This is a genomic window from Roseburia yibonii (assembly GCF_014297335.1).
Taxonomy (GTDB): Bacteria; Bacillota; Clostridia; order Lachnospirales; family Lachnospiraceae; genus Roseburia_D; species Roseburia_D yibonii.
Genome location: NZ_JACOQH010000001.1, coordinates 69,488 through 84,851 on the forward strand (window position 1 = coordinate 69,488; position 15,364 = coordinate 84,851).

The following is a 15,364-nucleotide window of genomic DNA, read 5'->3' on the forward strand; positions in this document are numbered from 1 at the left end:
CTGTTTTTTTTTATTTCATCTTCTGAAAAACCTTCTCCAGTTTTTCCACCATCTCATCGACATGTTCTTTTTCAATAATGAGCGGCGGTACGATACGAAGTACATCGCTTCCTGCCGTAATAAGGATCAGTCCCTCTTCCAGCGCCTTTGCAGACACCTGTCCGACCGGTTTTTCGCAGACGATTCCCTGCATCAGTCCCATTCCACGGCGTGCCGTTAAAAAGTCATATTTTTCCACAAGTTCATCCAGGCGTTTTTCCAGATATGGTGCGATCTCCTTTACATGCTCGGTCAGATGCTCTTTTTCCATGAGTTCGAGCACCTTATCAACTGCCGCACCGACAAAAGGATTTCCACCGTAAGTTGTTCCGTGGTCTCCAGGTACCAGAGACTTCTCGGCAACACGCTCTGTCATTAAAAACGCTCCGACCGGCACACCACAACCAAGCGCCTTCGCGCTCGTCATGATATCCGGTTTCACCCCGTAATGCTGCCATGCGAACATCTCACCGCTGCGTGCCATACCGCACTGGATCTCGTCTAAGATCAGAAGGATGTCATGCTCATCGCAGAGTTTGCGCACACCTTTCATAAACTCTTCTGTTGCCGGATAGATTCCGCCCTCACCCTGGATCGTCTCAAAAAGGATCGCGCAGGTATTTTCATTGATCTGTGCTTCCACGCTGGAAAGGTCATTAAATGTCGCATATTTTACGCCCGGCATCAACGGCTCAAACGGCTCTCTGTAGTGCGCGTTTCCGGTCACAGACAGTGCTCCGATCGTTCTTCCGTGGAAAGAATGTTCCATCGCAATGATCTCATGACCCGCATGACCGTCTCTTGTATAAGCATATTTTTTTGCGGATTTGATAGCTCCCTCGATCGCCTCCGCGCCGCTGTTGGTAAAGAACACGCGATCCATGCCGGATGCCTTTAACACACGCTCTGCCGCATGGATGATCGGCACATTATAGTAGAGATTTGAAGTATGCATCAGCTTGTCGATCTGTGCCTTTAACGCGTCATTATATTCCTTCTTTCCGTAACCGAACGCCTGCACCGCGATCCCGGCTGCAAAATCAAGATATTTTTTTCCGTCCGTGTCATAGAGGTACACGCCCTCGCCCTTATCCAGCACGATCTGATAACGATTATAGGTATGTAACAGTTCTTTTTCCGCTTCGTCAATATATCCCTGTTTACTCATGATAGAATTTCGTCTCCTTATCTCCTAAAATGGCTGTTCCGATTCCTCTGTTTGTAAAGATTTCAAGCAGCAGACAGTGCGCAATACGTCCGTCTAAAATATGCACTCTGGATACTCCGTTTTCGATGGCATCGATACAGTTGTTTAACTTTGGAAGCATACCGCCGCCGATGTAGCCGTCCTCGATCAGCTTGCGCGCATCGGAAACCGGAAGCTCCGAGATCAGGGTATCCTTATCCTCCGGATCTTTGTATACACCCTCAATATCGGTAAGAAATGCCAGTTTTTCTGCTTTTACCGCTCTTGCGATCGCACATGCCGCGTCATCCGCATTGATGTTATAGGTATTGAATTCATCATCCATACCGACCGGGCATACGATCGGAAGGAAATCTTTCTCCAGCAGATCATAGAGGATCTTCGGATTGACTTCCTTTACGTCTCCGACAAATCCGATGTCCTGTCCGTTTGAAAGCTTTTTGTCTACCTTTAACAGTCCGCCGTCCTTGCCGCTGATACCGATCGCATTGACCCCTAAGGATTCTACCATCTGCACCAGAGACTTATTGACCTTGCCAAGTACCATCTCCGCGATCTCCATCGTTGCCGCATCGGTCTTTCTGAGTCCGTTGACAAATTCCGGTTCCATGCCGACCTTGCCGACCCATTTGCTGATCTCCTTGCCGCCGCCGTGAACGATGATCGGCTTAAATCCAACTAACTTTAAAAGTGTCACGTCCTGAATGACATTCTTTTTTAATTCTTCATCCACCATGGCACTTCCGCCATATTTTACTACAATGATCTTCCGGTTGAACCGCTGGATATACGGCAGTGCCTCGATCAGGACTTCCGCTTTTTCCATGATTTCTTTCATATTCTTTTCTTCCAACTTTACATCCTCCGTTGTTATCTGTTCCCCTTATTTTTCTGTGTTTCTGTCTGCTGTCGTTCCGACCCGCTTTTTAAGAACGGTAATCCGCATTGATCTTGACATAATCATAAGTCAGATCACAGCCCCATGCTGTCGCGGACGCATCGCCCATTTTGATATCTGCCGTTGCGGTCACTGCCTCTGCGGAGAGGATCTTTGTCGCCTCTTCCTCGGAATAGTCCAGAGCCACACCGTTTTCAATGATCTTGATCTCACCGTTTTTGCTGCTAAAATACAGATCGACTTTTTCCGGATCGAATACCGCGCCGGAGTAGCCCATTGCACAGAGGATCCTGCCCCAGTTCGCGTCATGTCCGTAGATTGCCGCCTTGGTAAGATTCGATGTAATAACCGATTTGCTAAGCACCTTTGCCTGCTCTTTGTCCTTCGCATGAATGACTTTCACTTCAAAGAGCGCGGTCGCGCCCTCTCCGTCTCCTGCCATCTGCTTTGCCAGTGTAGTGTTGACAAAATTTAATGCCTCCGCAAATTTGCGGTAATCCTCGTTTTTCTCCGAAATCTCAGCATTTCCCGCTTCCCCGTTTGCAAGAAGCAGGCAGGTATCATTTGTCGAAGTATCGCCGTCCACCGAGATCATGTTATAGGTATCTTTTACATCCTCGCTCAGCGCTTCCTGCAGCAGTTCTTTTGTGATCGCCGCATCTGTGGTCACAAAACTCAACATCGTACACATATTCGGATGGATCATTCCGGAGCCTTTGCACATGCCGCCGATCGTAACGGTCTTTCCGCCCAGCTCAATCTCAACTGCCACTTCTTTTTCATGTGTATCGGTCGTCATGATCGCAAGGGAAGCCTGGTGTCCCGCTTCGTTTGCATCCGAAAGTTCCGGGACCATTGCGGACACGCCGTCTTTGATGCGTTCCATCGGAAGCTGCATTCCGATCACCCCGGTAGATGCCACTAACACGCTGTCCGCCGGAATTTTCAATAGCTCTGCCGCATGATCCGCGGTCTGGCTGCAGTAATCCATGCCTTCCTGTCCGGTACAGGCGTTTGCGATCCCGGCATTCACCACAACCGCATGTGCGCACGCGCTCTCCGCCACGATCTTCTGATCCCACTTGACCGGCGCTGCCTTTACGATATTGGTTGTAAAGGTACCCGCCGCCTTACACGGTGTCTTTGAAAAAATAAGCGCCATATCTTTTCTGTCTTTATATTTGATCCCTGCTGCCGTAGATGCAGCGCAAAATCCTTTTGCTGCGGTAACTCCGCCACTGATCTGCTTCATATGATAAAGCTCCCTTCTACTTGTTAAAATTGGTGATATTTTCCTCATTCAATGTAAAATCGTAATAATTCAAATCCTCACGGAACGTCCAGCCCACACTCTTCCAGAAGCAGTTTCCGATCTCATTATCCTTAAACGCGATCAGGCAGACTTTATTGATCTTTTCTGCCTTGAGTGCACGCATCGCTGCCACTGCCATCGTCTTTCCGATCCCGTGCTTCCGGTACGCTTCCGCCACACAGACATGATAGAAGCATCCTCTTCTTCCGTCATGTCCGCAGAGGATCGATCCCACGATCTTTCCGTCTGCCTCTGCCACGATACTTGTCGTCGGGTTTCTTTTGATAAAACGTTCCACACCTTCTTTGGAATCATCGATCGTACGGATCCCAAATCCCTTGATCGTCATCCATAATTTATGTACCTCCGGGAAATCATCGATCGTCATTTCCCGGATCTCAAACTGCGGTTCTCCCATGTTATAAGACCTCTTTATCTTTTTATTTTTTTACGGGAACATCGGTACCAGATCGATACCTTCTGCCTCATCAAATCCAAACAGCAGATTCATGTTCTGTACTGCCTGTCCGGCTGCTCCCTTGACCAGATTATCAAGCGCTCCCATCATGACCACGCGTCCGGTTCTTTCGTCTACTTTGAAATTCACATCCACATAGTTGCTGCCTTCGACCCATTTCGTCTCCGGGCAGACACCATCCGGCAGAACTCGGACAAATTTTTCTTTCTTATAATATTTTTCATAGGCAGCGCGCAGATCCTCTGCTGTCGGCATCGTTCCATCCGCCTTTGGCACCAGAGACGCGTACTCTGTCGCAAGTATGCCACGGTTCATCGGTGCAAGATGCGGGGTAAATGTAACCGTAATATTTTTGCCCGCCGCATAGCCTAACTGCTCTTCGATCTCCGGCGTATGTCTGTGCGTTGTAACACCGTATGCTTTCATATTTTCATTGACCTCACAGTACAGATTCGGCACCTTTGCGCCTCTGCCGGCTCCGGAAGTACCGCTCTTTGCGTCGATGATCAGCGTATTCGGATCGATCAGCCCTTCCTTCACAAGCGGATATGCCGTTAAGATCGAGCAGGTCGTATAGCAGCCCGGATTTGCTACCAGTCTTGCTTTTTTCACCTGATCCCTGTTGACCTCACACAGTCCATAGACTGCCTCTTCAATAAACTGTGGACTCTTGTGCTCTAACTTATACCATTTCTCATAAACCGAAACATCTTTGATCCGGTAATCCGCGCTCAGGTCGATGATCTTTACCTTATTTAATATCTCCTCTGTGAGGATGCCTGCCAGATAGCCCTGCGGTGTCGCTGTAAAGATCACATCCACCGCGTCCGCGAGCTTTTCGATATTGTCATCCAGACATTTGTCTTCTACCAGTTCGAACATGTTCTGATATACTTCCGCATATTTTTTATCGATATAACTTCTTGAACCGTACCATTTTATTTCTACATCTCTATGTCTTAAAAGGATTCTGACCAGTTCGCCTCCCGCATATCCGGTTGCTCCTATAATTCCGACTTTTACCATATCAAACTTCCTCCTGTCATATGTTTCATAAAAAACCATTCTTTTCTATTTTAGCACAAATTCCTTATTCTTCTACCCTGTTTCCGTGATTTTTCATGTACTCTTTTTGATATTGCATAATTATACATTCATTTCTGTTTTTATGCAAGTCTTTTATGAATTTTTATTTATAATGTGTGTATATTTTTTCGCTTGCTTTTTTACAGATTATGGGGTATATTATTGCTAACGGTATGAAAAACCAACGAAAGGATGAATAAAAATGAAAGAAAAAGTTGTATTAGCCTATTCAGGCGGATTGGATACCACGGCGATCATCCCGTGGTTAAAAGAAAATTACGATTACGACGTCATCTGCTGCTGCGTAGACTGCGGACAGGGCGAAGAACTGGACGGACTGGAAGAAAGAGCAAAATTATCCGGTGCTTCCAAATTATATATTGAAGATATTGTAGATGAGTTCTGTGATGACTACATCGTTCCATGTGTACAGGCAGACGCTGTATACGAAAACAAATATCTGCTCGGTACTTCCATGGCACGTCCTGGCATCGCAAAAAAATTAGTAGAGATTGCCAGAAAAGAAGGCGCAGTTGCGATCTGCCACGGCGCTACCGGAAAAGGAAATGACCAGATCCGTTTCGAGCTTGCGATCAAGGCACTTGCTCCGGATGTAAAGATCATCGCTCCCTGGAGAAATGACAAATGGAACATGCAGTCCCGTGAAGATGAGATCGCATACTGCAAGGCACATGGCATCGATCTTCCGTTCTCCGCAGATTCCAGCTACAGCCGTGACCGTAACCTGTGGCACATCAGCCATGAAGGTCTTGAGCTTGAGGATCCGTCCTTAGAGCCAAACTACGATCATCTTCTGGTTCTTGGTGTTTCCCCGGAAAAAGCTCCGGATGAAGGCGAATATGTGACCATGACCTTTGAAGCCGGTGTTCCGACTTCCGTAAACGGCAAAAAGATGAAAGTTTCCGACATCATCCGTGAACTTAACACACTCGGCGGCAAACACGGAATCGGCATCATCGACATCGTGGAAAACCGTGTTGTCGGCATGAAATCCCGTGGTGTCTATGAAACTCCTGGCGGAACGATCCTGATGGAAGCACACAGACAGCTCGAAGAACTCGTTCTTGACCGTGATACCATGAACGCGAAAAAAGATATGGGCAACAAGATGGCTCAGCTCGTTTACGAAGGAAAATGGTTCACTCCGCTGCGCGAGGCAGTTCAGGCATTCGTAGAATCCACACAGAAATATGTGACCGGTGAAGTAAAATTCAAACTTTACAAAGGAAATATCATCAAAGCCGGCACTACTTCTCCGTATTCTTTATACAGTGAATCTCTCGCAAGCTTCACAACCGGAGATCTGTACGACCACCACGACGCAGAAGGCTTTATCACCTTATTCGGACTTCCGTTAAAAGTTCGTGCCATGAAGATGTTAGAGCTTGACAAAACAAATAAGAAATAAATATCCGGCATATCGTCATTAAAAAAAGTTCCTGCAGAATGTTCTGCGGGAACTTTTTTAATGAATCAAATCTACCTGATCGCTGACAGGTACAGCAATTACTGAACCGGGAACTGTCCCAGGTAATGTCCGTCCGTTTCATCCATGTTATAGTAATAAACGCCATCGGAGATCAGTCCTCTTGCTACCATACCATTCCACTGATAAAATACGACTCTTCCGTAAGGATCATAGCCCCATCCGTTGTTGACCAGTGTTCCATCCCAGTTTGCACAGCCATAGTCCTGTCCGTTTGCGAACTGGAACCAGCCTCCGTCTTCCATCTTGCCATTTGCATTCAGATAATACGGATGATCGTTCATAAAAGTGATCTGATCTTTGTACAGATATCCGTTGGAATCAAAATAGCAGGTGTAGCCTACACTTTCGCTGTACTGGAAGTTTGTAAACACTTCATGTCCATAGACATCCAGATAAATGATATGGATTCCGTCCGGATGATAGGTCAGACGATCCGCCATCGGCGTTCCGTCTGCCTGTAAATAATAAGTATAGCTTCCGTCAAAGAAAAACGCGTCTGTCACTGTTTTTCCGTTTAATACATAAGTATTGCCATTCCATGTTCCACCATTGTCTTTTATGCTGTAGAACGGAACCTGACGTCCGCCGCCATTGCCTACCGTAATATTCCATTTTGACAGATCCGCTGTCGGCCAGCTTGTCTTTGTTGATGCATCTTTTACATAGGAATACTTCGCTTCCGTCTGTGTGTCCAGCATCTGGATCGCGTACAGTTTCCATGTCTCTGCGGTTGCATCGGACGGGATCGTCATTTTGATCGTCCAGACACCGGTAGAGGAATCGTATGTGGATGTATTTCCGTTTTTTGCATCCCAGGTACCGGTATGTGTCTGGAATTTCTTCTCCACACCGTCTTTCGTATGGTAAATATAGTAAAAATGCAGTCTTGCTGTGTTGGCAGTCTTACAGGTGATGGTGATCGCATCCCCGGGATTTGCCGTATTCGCGCTCATACTGATCGAAGACAGATCGATGGTTCCCTGACCTGCTGTCGTGCTGGATGCCCCGTCAAGATCTTCCTCTGTTTCTAATATTTCCGCTTCCTCTGCTACTGCTGCATCCGCTTCATCCCCGGATGCGTCTGTAACTTCCGCCTGCGCCTGGGCAGCCGGCTGTTCTGCTGCATATACTGTCGTTCCGGCTGCGCAAAGCATTGTGGATGCCAACAGCATGCATAACAATTTTTTTCTCATTCTCCCTGTTCTCCTTTTTTGATTTGCATATAGTACTGCAAATACTATTTTAAGGATACCTGTCCTGACTGTCAACTACAGTTTTTACTGATAATATCCCAGCAGATGTCCGTCTGCCTGTAAGTAATAAGTATAATTTCCATCAAAGAAGAACGCATCTGTGATCGTCTTGCCGTTCAATACATAATGCTGTCCATTCCACTTACCGCCTTTTTCCAGCATATTATAATGCGGGACTACACGTCCGCCGGATGCCGGTGTGCTCGGTGAAACTGCCGCGCCGCCTACAGAAACATTACAGCAGGAAAGATCTGCCTGTCCAATCTCCGGTATCACAGCTGTATTCCATAGATAGGAATCCTCATTATAGCCGTCAAACATCTGAACCGTTTCAAGACGCCATACGCCAGCCGGCGCATTCGCCGGAACATGGATATTTGCACTCCAGTATCCTCCGTTATTTACCGTATCTTCCGATTTTGACTGATAAGTTTCCTCAGAACCGTCTGCCCCTGTATAACTGTAATAGAATACGACATCCACTGCATTGGGTGCTGAGCATCCCACCGTAAAGGTTCCGCCCGGATTTACCGTCTGTGTATTGACACCGAGCGTATTTAAGTCCACATATGCCTGTCCGGTAAATCCGTCCAGTTCCTGTGCCTCTTCCTCCATCTGGATCAGTTCCGCTCCTCTGTCCTGTGTCTCTGCCGCCGATACGGTAGTTCCCATAGACACTACCATCATTGCCATCAGCATAAATCCTACTACTTTTCTTTTCATTCCTCACTTTTTCTTAATTGACTGCCTCTTTTTTCGCAATCTGAATATAATACCCCTTTCCTTCCGGAAAGGTTCCAGATTTTTATATTTTTTTATTTTTTTCTTCGATCTGTTTTATCACATCCGTAATACACCTGACGCTCTCTTTCATCTCGTCCTCCGGCAGACTGCCATATCCGATCAAAAGCGTCGGCCATCCCCGTCCTTCCCTCTTTCCGATATAATTTGCGGAAAGTCCGTACAGACGGATGCCATGCGCTTTCCCGGTCTCGACCAGTTCTTCCTCCGATGCCTTCGTCTCAACCTCTACCAGAAAATGCAATCCCGCATTGTCCCCGTAAATCTTATGTACCCAAGTCTGCTTTTTTAATTCCTGGCTCATTCGGTCATGTTTGGCTCTGTATATTCCACGCATCCGGTTCAAATGCCGTTCAAAATATCCTTCCCGCATAAAGCGCGCCAGAACTTCCTGCTGTACCTTTGCAACCGTTGACGCGTAAAATCCACAGTTCTCATGATATTTTTTTAACAGACGTTTTGGCAGTACCATGTAACTGATTCGAAGCGCCGGCGCGATACTTTTGGAAAAGGTTCCAAGGTAGATCACACTTCCCGTCTTGTCATTTCCCTGCAAAGACGGGATCGGCTTTCCCTTATACCGGAATTCACTGTCATGATCGTCTTCTATGATATAGCGTTCGGGATGCGCCGCCGCCCAGCCGAGCAATTCCATCCTGCGCTTTAACGGCATAACGATACCGAGCGGATACTGGTGTGACGGCATGGTATAAACGATATCCGGCTCATGCTTCTGCACTTCCTGAAACGAGATCCCGTCTTTATCCATCGGAACGCCAAACACCGTGTAATGCATATTGCAAAACGTGCGGTATGCCTGCAGATAGGTCGGATTTTCCATGACAACCTTCTGATCCGGTCCTAAGATCTGCGCAAGCAAAAGCAGAAGGTACTCATTTCCGGCACCGATCACCACCTGTCCCAGCTCACAGTTGACCCCCCTCGCCTGATGCAGATAACGGGTCACCTCCCGGCGCAGTGCTTCCTCTCCGGACGCATTTCCTGCCCGGAACAGCTTTTCTTCCTCTAAGAGAACATTTTTATTTATCTTCCGCCACGCATTGTAGGGAAAGTATTTTAGATCCACCATATAAGGGGAAAAATCGTAACGATATTCTTTTTTTTCTTCCACCGCAACGGGTTCCGCTTCCTCACTGCTTCCAGCTTTATAAATATCCATAATATCGCAGACATAATAACCGCTGCACGGCCGCGTCTCCACATATCCCTCTGACACGAGCTGTTCGTACGCAAGTTCTACCGTACTGCGGCTCACCGAGAGATTTCCCGCCAATAAACGAGTAGACGGTAATTTTTCTCCCTGAGAAATCTTACCGTCTGCTATCTCATTTCTTATGTATTCATAAATCTGTTCATACAGTGCTCGCTTCCCATCGGGTTTTAACTCCATCATTATCTCGATCATGGGAACACCTGTCTTTTTATTTTACGGATTTATCCTTATGGATTGCTGCTACTACTTTCTCTTTCATATCAAGTGCCTTGTCCTTGATCTTGCGGTTGGCAGAAGCAGAAGTGATGACATTCGCAAGGCATTTGGATGCCACATCATACTGTTTAAAGTGGAACGCCATGCATGCAAGTAAGTAATCCACCGTACTCTGATCCATGCCGCACATCGGGAACATCTCTGTAGCAACCGCTTTCATAAAGCCTTCATACGCCTGTTTGTAAAATGCTTCCTCTTCCTGTGCGCACGCAGCTTTTTTTGCCTTGTTTTCCGGTGTATCCTCGGTAAGGCTTTCCTTCTGTGCGCGGAGCAGCCAGGAGATCACCAGACAGTTGTACGCTTTCTCACTGGTCTTTCCTTTTTTCGCGATCGCATTGAACAGGGAAAGCTTGTGCATTGCAACTGCGGTGTCATAATCATACGGCGCGGTCTCGCTTTCTTCCTTCTGCGGTTCTGCCTTGTAATTCTCGCAGATCTTTTCCTTTACCAGTTTTACCTGTCCGGCAGGAAGATGCTCAAAATAATTGTTGAGTGCCGTATAGCCGCAGAACGGGCAGGAAGTCACATTGTATTTTAAAGTATCGATATACTGAAAACGCGGGCGAAGGTCACGATCCGGCTCCTCGCGCTTTACACGTCCGTTCTTTACCATCTTACGCTTAAATACCTTGTCACAAACCGCGCAGCGCACTGCTTTTGCAAGTAAGAAGCTGTCCTCGGCCGGCACTTCCGCTTCCTTTGACACTTCTCCGCCTGCTCCTTTTTTCTTTTCTTCATCTGCGAAGAGATCCATCTCTCCATCTGTTTTTAAACCAAATTTTTCCAAACCTGAAAATAAGTTCATCTTCCCGTTCCCTCCAAATCTCTATTTTGTCTGTGTCGGCAGCTTATAAGAACTCTTAAGGGAAACGATACGGTTAAATACGAGCGCATCCTCTTTTGAATCCTTTGCGTCCACGCAGAAATATCCCTGACGTACAAACTGAAAACTGTCATAAGCTTTCGCGTCTGCCAGTGCCGGTTCTACATAACATTCTTTTAAAATCGTCAGCGAATTCGGGTTTAAATTCAAACTTCCGTCCTCATTATACACCCCAAGCTCTTCGTCGACAATATTTTCATACAAACGGATCTCTGCTTTTTTTGCATACGGAGCCGGAACCCAGTGGATCGTTCCCTTTACTTTTCTGCCATCCGGGCTGTTTCCACCCTTGGATGCCGGATCATAGGTACAGTGGATCTCAACCACTTTTCCGTTTTCATCCTTTTTATAATCCACACATTTTACGAAATACGCCTGCATCAGACGCACCTCATTTCCAGGGAACATGCGGAAATATTTTTTGGGCGGATCTTCCATAAAATCTTCTCTGTCAATATAAAGTTCGCGGCAGAACGGAACCGTGTGTGTTCCGAGTGCTTCGTTTTCCATGTTATTGACTACGGTCAGTTCTTCGACCTGTCCCTCCGGATAATTGTCGATGATGACTTTGATTGGATCAAGCACCGCCATCATACGGGCACGCTTTAATTTCAGATCTTCACGGATGCAGTATTCGAGCATCGCGTAATCCGTCACGGAATTTGCCTTTGAAATACCGCAGAGTTCCACAAACTGCTTGATGGATTCCGGGGTAAAACCTCTTCTGCGCAGTGCGGCGATCGAAACCAGACGCGGGTCATCCCATCCGTCTACGATCCCCTCTTCTACCAGTTTTTTGATGTAGCGCTTTCCGGTAACCACATTTTTTAAATACAGTTTTGCAAACTCGATCTGTTTTGGCGGATTTTCAAATTCCAGTTCGCGTACCACCCAGTCATAAAGCGGTCTGTGATCCTCAAATTCCAGGGTACAGATGGAATGTGTGATCCCCTCGATCGCATCTTCGATCGGATGTGCGAAATCATACATCGGATAGATACACCACTTGTCTCCGGTTCTGTGATGTGTCATATGCGCAACACGGTAGATGACCGGATCACGCATGTTGATATTCGGGGATGACATATCGATCCTTGCGCGAAGTACTTTCGTTCCGTCTTCGAATTTTCCGTTTTTCATATCCTCAAACAGCGCAAGGTTCTCTTCCACGCTCCGTCCCACCGACGGGTCTTCTTTTCCAGGCTCTGTCAGTGTACCACGGTACTCACGGATCTCATCCGCAGTCAGGTCTGACACATACGCCTTGCCCTTGCGGATCAGCTTTACCGCGCACTCGTACATCTGGTCGAAATAATCGGATGCGAAAAACAGTCTGTCCTCCCAGTCCGCGCCGAGCCATTTGATGTCTTCCTTGATCGCTTCCACGAATTCGTTTTTTTCCTTGGTCGGATTCGTATCGTCAAAACGCATGTTAAATTTTCCGCCGTATTCCTGCGCCAGTCCGTAATTTAAAAGGATGGACTTCGCATGTCCGATATGAAGGTAGCCGTTTGGCTCCGGCGGGAATCTAGTATGAACGGTCTTACAGTGACCCTCTTCTAAATCTTTATCAATGATCTGTTCAATGAAATTTCTGGAAACTGTTTCGTTTTCCATTGTATCTTCCTCCTGCTAAACTTACTCTATCACAATATTCTTATTATAAGGAAAATAATTTTGAAAAGCAACTGATAACTGCTAAAATCTTCTAATTATTTTCCGCGAAATAAGCGTCTATTCCATTCGCGATCCCGGCCGCGATCTTCGCCTGATAATCCGCTGTCGCCATACGCGTATCCTCTGCCGGATTGGTCATATATCCCATCTCGACGATCGTAACCGGAACCTGGCACCAGTTGATCCCGCTCATCGAATCTGTCTCCCAGACATACTCCTTTTTGCATCCGGTCGATGCCACCAGCGCATCCAGCACATGGGAGGAAAGACTTTTGCTCTTTGCGTAAAGGGAAGCATTGTACGGATTGGAGGATGTCTGGCAGATTGTCATCGCCCCGTTCGCATCCGCGTTTTCCGAACCGTTCGCGTGTATGCGCACAAACGCGTCCGCTCCCGCATTGTTTGCCACTGCCGCACGCTCGCTGTTGCTGATGTTTACATCATTGGACGTGCGCACCATGATAACGCGATAGCCCCGTCCTTCCAGCTCCGTCTGTAATTTTAATGCCACTTCAAGATTCAGCTCATACTCCGTCATTCCTGTGGTCGTCCCTGTCGTTCCACCGGCAACTTTCGCTTTCATCTCCGATGCCCCGGGTCCGACCGGCTCTTTTTCATTATTGCCCTTTGCCTGATGTCCCGCATCGATCACGACCAGCTTTCCTGCGGTACTCTGCTGCGCGTCCGCTGTCTCCTCGCTCTGCGGCTGTTCTTCCGCCGCCTGGGTCTCAGTCTCTTCTGTCTCCTCTGCCGCCGGATTTCCCTGAGCCTCCGTACTTTCCATTGTTTCCGTTTCTTCCGGAATTTCAGTGCCTGCGGTCTCCTCCGTCATTTCTTCCGGCATCTCCACTGCCTCCGTCTCCGTTTCTAATTCCACACCGGTTTCTGTTTCCCGGATCACCGCTTCTGTCGTTTCCGCTGCCGGCTCTGTCTTCTGTCCACATCCCGCGCAGCCGATAAGCATTCCCGTAATCAGAAGTAAGATCCCTGCCTGTTTTCTTTTCATGTTCTTCCCTCTCTCTTTCTTTTTACCTGCTCTCTATTTTATCAGTCCGGGCGCCATCTGTAAACAGAGACGGAATGCACTTTCCTCTGCCGCTTTTCCGCCGTTATAGCAAAACAGGCAGCTCCCTGCCCGGGAACCGCCTGTATCTGCTCCTTTAACTTCTGTGTACATGTTTATGCGTAAACAGATGATCCTGACAATATTCGTAATTTCCTTCACATTTGGAGCAGAAACGGAACTCCAGATTCGGATCGTCCAGTTCTGTTCTGCCGCAGATCGCGCATTTGTGCTTCGAGATCTTTGCCCCGCGTCTGCTCTCCCCGGTACTTGCCCGGTATGCCCTGCGCCGGTGTACCTCATGCGGCGTGTAACGCTGCAGATTTTTGGTAGACAGATAAAAGATCAGGAAGTTTAACAGGGATAAGAGGATCGTCACTAACATGATGATCGTCACCCACCATGCCATTGCCGTTCCAAGCACCGCATGGATACTGGCAAAGGTACGGATCAGATCATAGCCGATAAACGCCAGATATACCCATGCCATCCATTTCATCTTGATCGGAATGATAAAGTATAACATCACCTGCATGTCCGGATACATTGCCGCAAATGCCAGAAAGATCGACATATTGATGTAAGTCGTGCTGATGATGCCGCCCATCAGGCTGCTTGCCATATAAGCGGATGCCTGTCCGAAGATCAGATAGATCACACCATACATGAGAAGACTGCCGACAACGGTCAGCAGAATGCCTCCGAAAATATAAACATTAAACCGGAAGGTTCCCCAGGTATTCTCCAATACCCGGCCAAGCTGAAAATAAAACAACATCATGATGATCAGGAAAAACACATTGCTGTCCGTCGGCTGGAAGATCCAGGTGATGATCCGCCAGATCTGTCCGTGCAGTACATAGTACGGCTGCATATTCAGATATCCCAAAAGCGTCGGGCTTAAATACTGTAAGAAAAATCCGATGCAGTACGCTCCGATCAGATATATGATCAGGTTCGGAATCGCGTATCTGCCAAACTTCCGTTCCATTTTATTCAGAAAATCCATATTTCTCACTCCATTTTTCTTGATTTGATTAAGAAAGCAGCTGCCGCCATCCGCAGCAACTGCCAGCCTTTTTCTCATTATATGGTTCGGGAAAACTTTTGTCAATGAATGCACTGTTTCTTCATAAAAACTTTATAATTCTTTACAATTCACTGTCATCCATGATCTCATATTCCAGTCTGCTTCCCTGCATACGCATAATTTCCGGAGACTCCTGTTCTTCCACCGCTTCTTCCGCCATCACCCGGGACTGCGGTCGCTGCATAGTCCCTCCTCCCTGCATGTTCTGCGGCTGCTGCATAGTTTCTCCGCTCTGCATGTTCTGCGGCTGCTGCATAGTTCCTCCGCTCTGCATGTTCTGCGGCTGTCCTGCATTTGCTCCGGTCCGTGGTTCTTTTCCGCCGTTCCATGACATATTGTATACAGGAACACAGAGTTCATCCCCCACCTGCAGATTATAGATATTTACATAAGGGTTGGCATACATGAGTGCCGAGACACTGACTCCATGCATTTTCCCGATTTTATATAAAGTATCTCCTTCTTTTACTACGTGAATGATTCCGGTGCAGTTCGCCGTCATATACCGGTTATGCACCATATTTGCTCCCTGATCCATGATCCTTACTCCCGATTTC

Annotated in this window: 14 protein-coding genes; 1 reads left to right on the forward strand and 13 read right to left on the reverse strand. The window is 47.3% G+C overall.

All coding sequences use genetic code 11. The features are described 5' to 3' along the window. Positions 1-10: 10 nt before the first annotated feature. The 5 genes from H8Z76_RS00325 to argC form a co-directional block, all read right to left on the reverse strand. A complete protein-coding gene (locus H8Z76_RS00325; RefSeq protein ID WP_022516023.1) occupies positions 11-1,207 on the reverse strand; it encodes an aspartate aminotransferase family protein in 1,197 nt (398 codons plus the stop codon). Next, positions 1,200-2,099, reverse strand: a complete 900-nt coding sequence (gene argB / locus H8Z76_RS00330) for an acetylglutamate kinase (protein WP_022516022.1) — start codon at positions 2,097-2,099, stop codon at positions 1,200-1,202. Before argB ends, H8Z76_RS00325 begins: the two co-directional genes overlap by 8 nt. 73 nt (positions 2,100-2,172) lie before the next feature. After that, entirely contained in the window at positions 2,173-3,396 is a 1,224-nt protein-coding gene (gene argJ, locus H8Z76_RS00335) for a bifunctional glutamate N-acetyltransferase/amino-acid acetyltransferase ArgJ (protein WP_186981334.1), read from the reverse strand. Positions 3,397-3,412: 16 nt separating this feature from the next. Next, positions 3,413-3,874, reverse strand: a complete 462-nt coding sequence (locus tag H8Z76_RS00340; protein WP_022516020.1) for a GNAT family N-acetyltransferase — start codon at positions 3,872-3,874, stop codon at positions 3,413-3,415. Between the two features lie 30 nt (positions 3,875-3,904). Further along, positions 3,905-4,960, reverse strand: coding sequence for an N-acetyl-gamma-glutamyl-phosphate reductase (gene argC / locus H8Z76_RS00345; RefSeq protein WP_022516019.1), 1,056 nt, complete (start codon positions 4,958-4,960; stop codon positions 3,905-3,907). Positions 4,961-5,222: 262 nt separating this feature from the next. Between argC and H8Z76_RS00350 the strand changes: the two genes are divergently transcribed. Beyond that, entirely contained in the window at positions 5,223-6,449 is a 1,227-nt protein-coding gene (locus tag H8Z76_RS00350; protein ID WP_022516018.1) for an argininosuccinate synthase, read from the forward strand. A 98-nt stretch (positions 6,450-6,547) separates the two neighbouring features. Here H8Z76_RS00350 and H8Z76_RS00355 read toward each other — a convergent pair whose 3' ends face one another. The 8 genes from H8Z76_RS00355 to H8Z76_RS00390 all read right to left on the reverse strand — a co-directional run bounded on the left by H8Z76_RS00355 (position 6,548) and on the right by H8Z76_RS00390 (position 15,345). Then, on the reverse strand, positions 6,548-7,723 hold the full coding sequence (locus tag H8Z76_RS00355; RefSeq protein ID WP_022516017.1) for a hypothetical protein: 1,176 nt from the start codon (positions 7,721-7,723) through the stop codon (positions 6,548-6,550). Between the two features lie 84 nt (positions 7,724-7,807). Next, entirely contained in the window at positions 7,808-8,506 is a 699-nt protein-coding gene (locus H8Z76_RS00360) for a hypothetical protein (protein WP_186981335.1), read from the reverse strand. Positions 8,507-8,588: 82 nt separating this feature from the next. Then, positions 8,589-10,010, reverse strand: coding sequence for a MocR-like pyridoxine biosynthesis transcription factor PdxR (pdxR, locus tag H8Z76_RS00365; RefSeq protein WP_186981336.1), 1,422 nt, complete (start codon positions 10,008-10,010; stop codon positions 8,589-8,591). A 16-nt stretch (positions 10,011-10,026) separates the two neighbouring features. Then, positions 10,027-10,899: a DUF2225 domain-containing protein gene (locus H8Z76_RS00370; RefSeq protein WP_186981337.1), complete on the reverse strand. Its 873-nt coding sequence runs from the start codon at positions 10,897-10,899 to the stop codon at positions 10,027-10,029. 21 nt (positions 10,900-10,920) lie between these two features. After that, the gene (locus tag H8Z76_RS00375; RefSeq protein ID WP_022516013.1) at positions 10,921-12,594 is read right to left on the reverse strand and encodes a glutamine--tRNA ligase/YqeY domain fusion protein; all 1,674 of its coding nucleotides are present in this window, start codon (positions 12,592-12,594) and stop codon (positions 10,921-10,923) included. Between the two features lie 91 nt (positions 12,595-12,685). Next, positions 12,686-13,660, reverse strand: coding sequence for an N-acetylmuramoyl-L-alanine amidase family protein (locus H8Z76_RS00380; protein WP_022516012.1), 975 nt, complete (start codon positions 13,658-13,660; stop codon positions 12,686-12,688). 154 nt (positions 13,661-13,814) lie between these two features. Further along, positions 13,815-14,726: a rhomboid family intramembrane serine protease gene (locus H8Z76_RS00385; protein ID WP_186981338.1), complete on the reverse strand. Its 912-nt coding sequence runs from the start codon at positions 14,724-14,726 to the stop codon at positions 13,815-13,817. A gap of 142 nt (positions 14,727-14,868) precedes the next feature. Then, positions 14,869-15,345 carry a LysM peptidoglycan-binding domain-containing protein gene (locus tag H8Z76_RS00390; RefSeq protein ID WP_243240369.1) on the reverse strand — a complete coding sequence of 159 codons (477 nt, stop codon included), beginning with the start codon at positions 15,343-15,345 and terminating at the stop codon, positions 14,869-14,871. Between the last annotated feature and the right edge of the window lie 19 nt (positions 15,346-15,364).

Bases quoted from the DNA above. Each gene is read 5' to 3' on its own strand.
- H8Z76_RS00325 (WP_022516023.1), bottom strand. From the start codon at position 1,207: ATGAGTAAACAGGGATATATTGACGAAGCGGAAAAAGAACTGTTACAT.
- argJ (WP_186981334.1), bottom strand. From the start codon at position 3,396: ATGAAGCAGATCAGTGGCGGAGTTACCGCAGCAAAAGGATTTTGCGCT.
- H8Z76_RS00340 (WP_022516020.1), bottom strand. From the start codon at position 3,874: ATGGGAGAACCGCAGTTTGAGATCCGGGAAATGACGATCGATGATTTC.
- argC (WP_022516019.1), bottom strand. From the start codon at position 4,960: ATGGTAAAAGTCGGAATTATAGGAGCAACCGGATATGCGGGAGGCGAA.
- H8Z76_RS00350 (WP_022516018.1), top strand. From the start codon at position 5,223: ATGAAAGAAAAAGTTGTATTAGCCTATTCAGGCGGATTGGATACCACG.
- H8Z76_RS00355 (WP_022516017.1), bottom strand. From the start codon at position 7,723: ATGAGAAAAAAATTGTTATGCATGCTGTTGGCATCCACAATGCTTTGC.
- H8Z76_RS00360 (WP_186981335.1), bottom strand. From the start codon at position 8,506: ATGAAAAGAAAAGTAGTAGGATTTATGCTGATGGCAATGATGGTAGTG.
- pdxR (WP_186981336.1), bottom strand. From the start codon at position 10,010: ATGATCGAGATAATGATGGAGTTAAAACCCGATGGGAAGCGAGCACTG.
- H8Z76_RS00370 (WP_186981337.1), bottom strand. From the start codon at position 10,899: ATGAACTTATTTTCAGGTTTGGAAAAATTTGGTTTAAAAACAGATGGA.
- H8Z76_RS00375 (WP_022516013.1), bottom strand. From the start codon at position 12,594: ATGGAAAACGAAACAGTTTCCAGAAATTTCATTGAACAGATCATTGAT.
- H8Z76_RS00380 (WP_022516012.1), bottom strand. From the start codon at position 13,660: ATGAAAAGAAAACAGGCAGGGATCTTACTTCTGATTACGGGAATGCTT.
- H8Z76_RS00385 (WP_186981338.1), bottom strand. From the start codon at position 14,726: ATGGATTTTCTGAATAAAATGGAACGGAAGTTTGGCAGATACGCGATT.
- H8Z76_RS00390 (WP_243240369.1), bottom strand. From the start codon at position 15,345: ATGGATCAGGGAGCAAATATGGTGCATAACCGGTATATGACGGCGAAC.